Genomic DNA, 7795 nt, shown 5'->3' with positions numbered 1-7795 from the left:
TTGCAACTGTTGGAGCAATGACTATTTTTTCTTTTTCGGCAGCCAATTCCGCTTTTTTATAGTTTTCAAGGGCGGCTTTAATATATTGATACAATTTCCTAGCCTGAACTTTAGGGATATAGTCTATGCTTAAGTTCTCGCCAGTAAATGGTATAACCGTAACTTTTGAACCGAATATTTCTTCCTTAAAGGCAATATCCTTGATATCTTGCCAACCGAAGATTTCAAAATCAGTAGCCAGACCCAGTTTAGTAAATTCGCACATAAATATGCGCTTATTACTGATGGTGATACTATCTGGTAAAATAGTAACTGCAGGTTTCTTTTGAACTGCAATATAATCTATTTTTTCCCCTGGAGTAAGCATATCTTGGACTTTAGTAACCAATTTTTCAATGATTTTTATGTCCTGCCCGTCCTGTGCAAATTGTTCCATGTTCATGTCAAATACTTTTTAATACCTAAAGATTGTCAAAATTTATTCCAATCCCGCTACACAAAATACAAATTCTCCTTTAATCGGATTGTTTTCAAAGTGTAATTTTAAATCAGTTAATGTTCCGCGAACATTTTCTTCATAGAGTTTGCTCAGTTCACGTGATATCGAAGCTTGTCTTTCTGCTCCAAAAACGGTGATAAATTCTTCGATGGTTTTGAGAATACGATGTGGCGACTCGTAGAAGATCATCGTTCTTTTTTCCTCTGCCAAAGCTTTTAAGCGCGTTTGCCTTCCTTTTTTGACGGGTAGAAAACCTTCAAAGCAAAAACGGTCGTTGGGAAGGCCCGAATTGACAAGCGCTGGCACGAAAGCTGTTGCGCCTGGTAAGCACTGCACTTCAAGCCCTTCTTTGATGGCTTCACGCACCAGCAAAAATCCAGGATCTGAGATCGCCGGTGTCCCTGCGTCTGAAATCAATGCAATGTTTTGCCCTTCTTTCAAGAATTTAATGATTTCAGATACCGCTTTATGTTCATTGTGCTGATGATGCGCAAATACTTTTTTGTCGATTCCAAAATGCTTCAAAAGCGGAGCGCTGGTCCTGGTATCCTCTGCTAAGATGAGGTCCACTTCTTTCAGGACATTGATCGCACGGAACGTCATGTCCTCCAGATTGCCAATAGGTGTCGGAACTAAATATAACATGGTCAAAGTTAAGTTTTTTTTACTATATAATATGCGCTAAAACATTCTGTGCTTTTTGGAGTTTTATTTTAAAGATAATGGTAAACTCCATCACTTTATTTTAAATAAATTATGCAATACATTGAAAAAATACAGGCACATCTGGGTGCTGAAGCGAGTTATTTGTTAGAATTTGATCAACCCGCAGTTTCCAAAACAATACTTCATCTTCCACAAGCAGGATTTATTGACCAAGTATATAGTTCGAGTGACCGTAGCCCGCAGGTCTTGCGGAGTTTGGGGCAACTTTTTGGAACGGGTCGGTTAGCCAATACCGGGTATCTTTCGATATTGCCCGTAGATCAGGGAATCGAACACAGTGCAGGAGCTTCTTTTGCGCCAAATCCTCAGTATTTTGATCCGGAAAATATTGTCAGGCTAGCTTTGGAAGGAAACTGCAATGCCGTGGCATCTACCTTTGGTGTTTTAGGAGCCGTTGCCCGAAAGTATGCACACAAGATTCCGTTTCTGGTTAAAATCAATCATAATGAACTATTGACCTATCCCAATCGAGCCGACCAAATCTTGTACGGAACAATTCGCGAAGCCTGGAATATGGGGGCAGTTGCGGTAGGGGCGACCATCTATTTTGGATCTGAGGAATCAGACCGTCAGATTATAGAAGTGGCAAAAGCATTTGAAGAAGCACATTCTTTGGGGATGGCGACGGTATTATGGTGTTATCTGCGCAACTCGGCCTTTAAAGTAGGTGATAAAGATTATCATTTAGCAGCGGATCTTACCGGACAGGCCAATCATTTGGGCGTAACGATCAAAGCGGATATTATTAAGCAAAAACTACCCGAATTGAACGGTGGCTTTAAAGCATTGAATATGGGTAAAAGTAGTTATGGAAAGCTGGATGAACGCATGTATACGCAGCTTTCTTCCGATCACCCTATTGATTTATGCCGCTACCAGGTACTTAATTGCTTTGCCGGTCGGGCTGGCTTGATCAATTCTGGTGGAGCTTCGGGACAGAATGATATCCAGGAAGCTGTAAAAACTGCGGTTATCAACAAGCGTGCAGGTGGCACGGGGTTGATATCTGGGCGTAAGGCTTTTCAAAAGCCAATGAATGAAGGCGTCGCATTATTACATGCCATTCAGGATGTTTATTTATGCGATGAGGTAAGCATTGCTTAGCAAATGCGCATCACATGAATTCATCAGGTTGAATCTCAGCACAGGGCTTTGAATATAGATCGAATTATAGAGCGTATCGATTAGGCGTCTAATGGATACGCTCTTTCTATGGATCATGGGTTATAAACATCGGTTCCATGGAAGATTGGTCTTCCATGGGCTGATGGATGTTAGCCGATGCGGTGTAATGAAAATAGAGCCCGTAAAGTAGTCAAAAAGCCTTTTGGATGGTGGTTTAGGAATAAAATTGCTTGTAAATAAAGGCAAATTTATCTAAGTTTGTTCACTATTTTAAATAACACATTTATATTATGTTGCAATTAAATTATATCCGTGAGAACAGGGATACGGTAATCGAAAGATTGGCTGTCAAGCATTTCAAGGAAATTGGATTGGTCGACGAAATCATCAGTTTAGATGAAGAGCGTCGTAAGATCCAATCGGAATCTGACGCACTTTCGGCAGAGGCTAATGCGGCAGCAAAACAGATTGGAGATCTGATGCGCCAAGGTAAAAAAGAAGAAGCTGAAACCGTTAAATCCAAATCTTCGGGATATAAGGAGCAAGTGAAGCAACTTTTGGATCAACTGGGTACAATTGAAGCGGAATTGAATGAGAAGATCGTGCAATTACCTAATTTACCGCATCAATCCGTTCCAGCAGGTGTAAGCGCTGAGGACAACGAAGTTGTTTTGAGCCATGGCGAAATCCCGGCTTTGTCGGAAGATGCATTGCCGCATTGGGAATTGTTGAACAAATATGATATTGTTGATTTAGAGCTTGGTGTAAAAGTTGCCGGAGCAGGTTTTCCTATCTATAAAGGTAAAGGTGCTAAATTGCAACGCGCATTGATCAATTTCTTTTTGGATCAGGCAGCAGAAGAAGGATATGAGGAAGTACAGGTGCCTATCTTGGTCAATGAAGAGTCAGCGTTTGCTACGGGACAATTACCGGATAAAGAAGGACAGATGTACTATGTGGGTAACGACAATCTGTATTTGATCCCTACAGCTGAAGTTCCGGTCACCAACATTTATAGAGACGAGATTGTGAAAGAAGCACAGTTTCCAATCAAACATTGTGCTTATACACCATGTTTCCGTCGTGAAGCAGGTTCATACGGGGCACATGTACGTGGGTTAAACCGGTTACACCAATTTGACAAAGTGGAAACGGTACAGCTTGTACATCCTGAAAAGTCTTATGAAGTGCTGGAAGAAATGAGTTTATACGTGCAGCGTCTGTTGCAGAAATTAGAGCTTCCTTACCGTGTATTGCGCCTTTGCGGTGGAGATATGAGCTTTACTTCTGCATTGACCTATGATATGGAAGTGTATAGTTCTGCTCAGAAACGTTGGTTAGAGGTATCTTCCGTTTCCAATTTTGAAACTTATCAAGCGAATCGTTTGAAAGTCCGTTTTAAGAATGCCGATGGCAAGATGCAACTGGCACATACGTTGAACGGTTCGGCATTGGCTTTACCACGTATCGTTGCAGCGATATTGGAGAATAATCAAACGGAAAAAGGAATTAAGATTCCTGCAGTTTTGGTTCCGTACACCAAATTTGAGTATATCGATTAAATATCAATAAATAAGTCGTCTTAAGATTTATTTAATCTCAATATGAAAGACGCTCAGCCTGAGAAGGTAGAGCGTCTTTTTTTGTTATAACTCGATTTTGAAATGTTTAGAATCATTATAAACTACATGCGGTTTTAGTACAGAAAAATAATAGAATAACATGTTAACGTTTTCTTATAACATTGTTAATGTTTTGTTAATTATGATTCATTCCGTATAAAATTCTGTTTGAAAATTGTTTGAAGAGTTTTTATTCTAAAATGATTCTTTTGTAACAATTTGTAAAATTGTGAACTTATTATTGCGGTATTTCCTGCTTTCTGGAGATTATGTTAAAAAACTTGTAAAAGCAACTTTGGCTTTCTATATTTGACACCGCTAATAAAAATCGCACTAACTATTATTTACTGTAAATGCTGAAAAGAGCAAATTTTACAGCTGGATATTTATCTAAGGACTGACCCTGCATCTACCTGGGGCCCGCTTTTCCAAAAATATTTTCAACTGTTACTGAATAAACTGCAATAGCATGTTATGTTTTTGCTGTTTATTGTCTAGGCAATTTATGTTTAGACGGTTATGATAACGGATATAATTTATATCAATATATAGGATTAGAAAAAATAATAAAATTAACTAACTAAAACATGAAACAAACATTACTAAGTTTTCTTGTTGGCGGTATGATTTTGACTTCGGTTGCATTCGCTCAAGAAAAAAAGATTAGTGGTCGTGTTACATCTGCTGACGGTAAAGCAATACCAGGGGTGACAGTAGTTGTACAAGGTACTAATCAGGCTACTCAGACTGATACTGATGGTAATTATTCATTGAATGTGCCTGCAGGCAAAGTTGTGGTATTCCGTTCCGTTGGTTTTGATGATAAAACCATTATTGTTAATAACAACAGCACGGTATTCAATGTTTCTTTATCTGGTCAAGACAATGCTTTGCAAGAAGTTGTCGTAACTGCTAATGCAATTAAACGCGAGAAACGTTCATTGGGTTATTCTGCTCCAACGATCAAAGCTGATGAATTGCGAGAGGGCGGAAATTCAAGTGCGATCAACTCTTTAGCCGGTAAAGTTGCAGGTGTAAACATCACATCCACATCAAATTCTCCAGGTAGTTCATCCCGTGTCGTTTTGCGTGGTGGAACATCAATCAGCGGTAACAACCAAGCTTTGATCGTCGTTGATGGTATGCCTATCGATAACACAAGTAAAGTAGGTGGAGCAAGCGACTTGTCAAGTGTGGATTTTGGAAATAGGGGGAATGATATCAATCCAGATGATATAGCTTCTGTAACTGTCTTGAAAGGTCCAGCTGCTGCGGCGTTGTATGGTTCGCGTGCATCAAATGGTGCCTTGATCATCACGACGAAAAGTGGTAATAAAGGTGCGAAGAATCAAATCACTTTTAATACTGTAAATACATTTTCATCCATTTTGAAATTACCTGATTTCCAAAATGACTATGGACAGGGATATTACAATATCAACAAAGCTAACGGAGATGTAACTTATGTCAACGATCCAAGGGAAAATGGTTCTTGGGGGCCGGCCTTTACAGGCAAGATGCAGGAATGGGGACAAACGATCAACGGAGTTAGACAGCAAAAACCTTATTCTGCTGTAAAAAACAACGTTCGTGATTTCTTCGATACCGGTATTGCTTCGGATAACAATTTGAGTTTCGCTGGCGGAACAGAAAAATCTAGCTTCTATTTGGGATTGAATGCCTTGAATTCAAATGGTGTTTATCCTGGTAAAAACGATAACTATAACAAGTATGGTGTACGTTTTAATGGAAATACTGAATTTTCAAATAAATTCTCAGCAGGAATTTCTGTAAGCTATAACCGTATCAATAGTAATAATGTCGGTGGTGGTCAAGGTGGTGGGTCTGTTTACAATGCCATTTTACAAACACCTCGTGATATCGATATTAAAGGATTAAAAGATTTGAACAATCCTTACAATGCATATGGATTTACAGATGCGAACGGTTTGGTACACAGTAATGAGTATGGTTATTATGGAGCTTACACACTTAACCCATACTGGATATTGGATAACTTCAAAAACTACAATGATGTGAACCGTATTGTTGGTAATTTCAATATTGATTACAAGCCAACATCTTGGTTGACATTCCAAGAGCGCGTTGGTTTGGACAACTATTCGGATCGTCGTAGAAATGAGTCTCCAAAATATAATTATGTTGCAACAGATGCGGCCGCTCCCTATAGCAATGGAAACCGTGTTTCGGGCGTAGGATCGTACCGTATTGATCAATTTAATGTTAATGAGATCGTTCATGATTTTATGGCTACTGCAACGCATGATTTTAATGACGATTGGAAAGGATCATTAATGCTCGGTAATAATATCCGTCAACGTAAAACAACAAGCAACAGTACGGCTACAAATGCTAGTGGTGGTTTGGTGGTACCAGGATGGTATAACTTAGCAAATTCAAACGGTCCATTAAATTTGATCGAAGATACTTGGTCTAATAGAAGGTTAGTAGGTGTATATGCGGATGCAAATATATCCTATAAAGACATGGCGTATTTAGAGGTTACAGGTCGTAATGATTGGTCTTCTACATTGCCTAAGGATAATAATTCGTTCTTCTATCCTAGTGTAAGTGGTTCATTTGTGTTTTCTGAACTTTTCAATGAGAACATCAAAAAGACTTGGAATTACGCTAAATTCCGTGCAAACTGGGCGCAGGTGGGATCAGATACCGATCCATATCAGTTGTTGACTACTTTTGCTCGTACAACAATCAACGGTGGATTTGGTAGTACAACTTTCCCTTTTGGTAATGTGTCTGCTTTAATGTCAAGCTCTACTATTGGAAACGCGGGCTTAAAACCGGAAATTACAAATTCATTTGAGCTTGGTACTGAGTTAGGTTTCTTACAAAATAGATTATATGTAGATTTTACATATTATAACAATAGCTCTAAAAACCAGATTTTAAGTATTCCTATTCCGGCATCGACAGGTTATGGATTTAGCGTGATCAATGCGGGTAAAGTTCAAAACAAAGGTGTTGAGTTAACACTTCGTGGTACACCTGTCAAAACAGACAATTTTAGCTGGGAATTATATGGTACCTATACCAAAAATAACAGTAAAGTCGTTGAGTTGATGGATGGCGTTGAGCAAGTTTCTGTCGGTGGTTTCTCTGGAATGTCTATCGTGGCTGCTGTAGGTCGCCCTTATGGTGAATTTTATGCTGTTACTGAAGCGAAAGACCCTCAAGGACGTACAATTGTAGATGGTAAAACGGGTTTGCCAATTGCGACTTCAAAAGCGGAATATCTGGGATCTTACAATCCAAAATATCAAGCTTCTCTGGGTACTAATGTTACTTACAAAAATTGGTCATTGAGTGCTTTGTTTGATGCTAAGCAAGGTGGAGTATTCTTCTCAAGAACAAAAAATACACTTGCATTTGTTGGAGCATCTGAAGAGACAGGTGGTGAACGTATCGGTCTGATCTACCCGAATTCAGTTATTCAGGACGCAAATGGAAATTTTACAGAAAATACTTCTGTAAAGTATGATAAAGCTTCTTACTACGGAAATAATTTCCAGACAGGTATGAGTGTAATTGATGGTTCTTATGTGAAATTGCGCAATTTGACAGTTTCTTATACCTTCAAAAAACGTCAATTAGAGAAAACTCCATTTGGAGCTGCAACCATCGGTCTTTTTGGTAATAACTTATTTATTTGGACACCTAAAGCAAACAAATTTGCCGATCCAGAAGTAAACTCTTCAGGAGCTGGAAATGCGCAAGGTTTTGACTTTACAGCACAACCTTCATTACGTAATTATGGTGTCAACGTAAAAGTATCATTCTAATT

Annotated in this window: 5 protein-coding genes; 3 read left to right on the top strand and 2 right to left on the bottom strand. The window is 38.9% G+C overall.

The window, feature by feature from the left end; genetic code table 11:
- The coding region (locus tag B2X72_RS06165) for a PH domain-containing protein (RefSeq protein ID WP_286848630.1) at window positions 1–442 on the bottom strand (442 nt) is incomplete at its 3' end.
- Window positions 443–478: 36 nt separating this feature from the next.
- The gene (gene rsmI / locus B2X72_RS06160) at window positions 479–1144 is read right to left on the bottom strand and encodes a 16S rRNA (cytidine(1402)-2'-O)-methyltransferase (protein WP_083663502.1); all 666 of its coding nucleotides are present in this window, start codon (window positions 1142–1144) and stop codon (window positions 479–481) included.
- 111 nt (window positions 1145–1255) lie between these two features.
- On the opposite strand from rsmI, the gene B2X72_RS06155 reads away from it, so the two are divergent.
- The 3 genes from B2X72_RS06155 (at window position 1256) to B2X72_RS06145 (ending at window position 7793) form a co-directional block, all read left to right on the top strand.
- Window positions 1256–2329: a class I fructose-bisphosphate aldolase gene (locus B2X72_RS06155; RefSeq protein ID WP_286848628.1), complete on the top strand. Its 1074-nt coding sequence runs from the start codon at window positions 1256–1258 to the stop codon at window positions 2327–2329.
- Window positions 2330–2640: 311 nt separating this feature from the next.
- Window positions 2641–3912 (top strand): serine--tRNA ligase, encoded by a 1272-nt coding sequence (gene serS, locus B2X72_RS06150; protein WP_088160451.1) that lies wholly within the window; start codon window positions 2641–2643, stop codon window positions 3910–3912.
- Window positions 3913–4559: 647 nt separating this feature from the next.
- The gene (locus B2X72_RS06145) at window positions 4560–7793 is read left to right on the top strand and encodes a SusC/RagA family TonB-linked outer membrane protein (RefSeq protein ID WP_286848626.1); all 3234 of its coding nucleotides are present in this window, start codon (window positions 4560–4562) and stop codon (window positions 7791–7793) included.
- Window positions 7794–7795 lie beyond the last annotated feature (2 nt).

The sequence above is a fragment of the Sphingobacterium sp. UBA7253 genome (assembly GCF_002472745.1).
GTDB classification, from domain to species: Bacteria; Bacteroidota; Bacteroidia; order Sphingobacteriales; family Sphingobacteriaceae; genus Sphingobacterium; species Sphingobacterium siyangense.
The sequence above is the reverse complement of the archived record's forward strand: the minus strand, read 5'-3'. Positions and strand labels throughout refer to the sequence as shown.

Excerpts from the sequence above, each read along its gene's own strand:
- B2X72_RS06155 (WP_286848628.1), top strand. The coding sequence starts at position 1,256 with ATGCAATACATTGAAAAAATACAGGCACATCTGGGTGCTGAAGCGAGT.
- serS (WP_088160451.1), top strand. The coding sequence starts at position 2,641 with ATGTTGCAATTAAATTATATCCGTGAGAACAGGGATACGGTAATCGAA.
- B2X72_RS06145 (WP_286848626.1), top strand. The coding sequence starts at position 4,560 with ATGAAACAAACATTACTAAGTTTTCTTGTTGGCGGTATGATTTTGACT.
- rsmI (WP_083663502.1), bottom strand. The coding sequence starts at position 1,144 with ATGTTATATTTAGTTCCGACACCTATTGGCAATCTGGAGGACATGACG.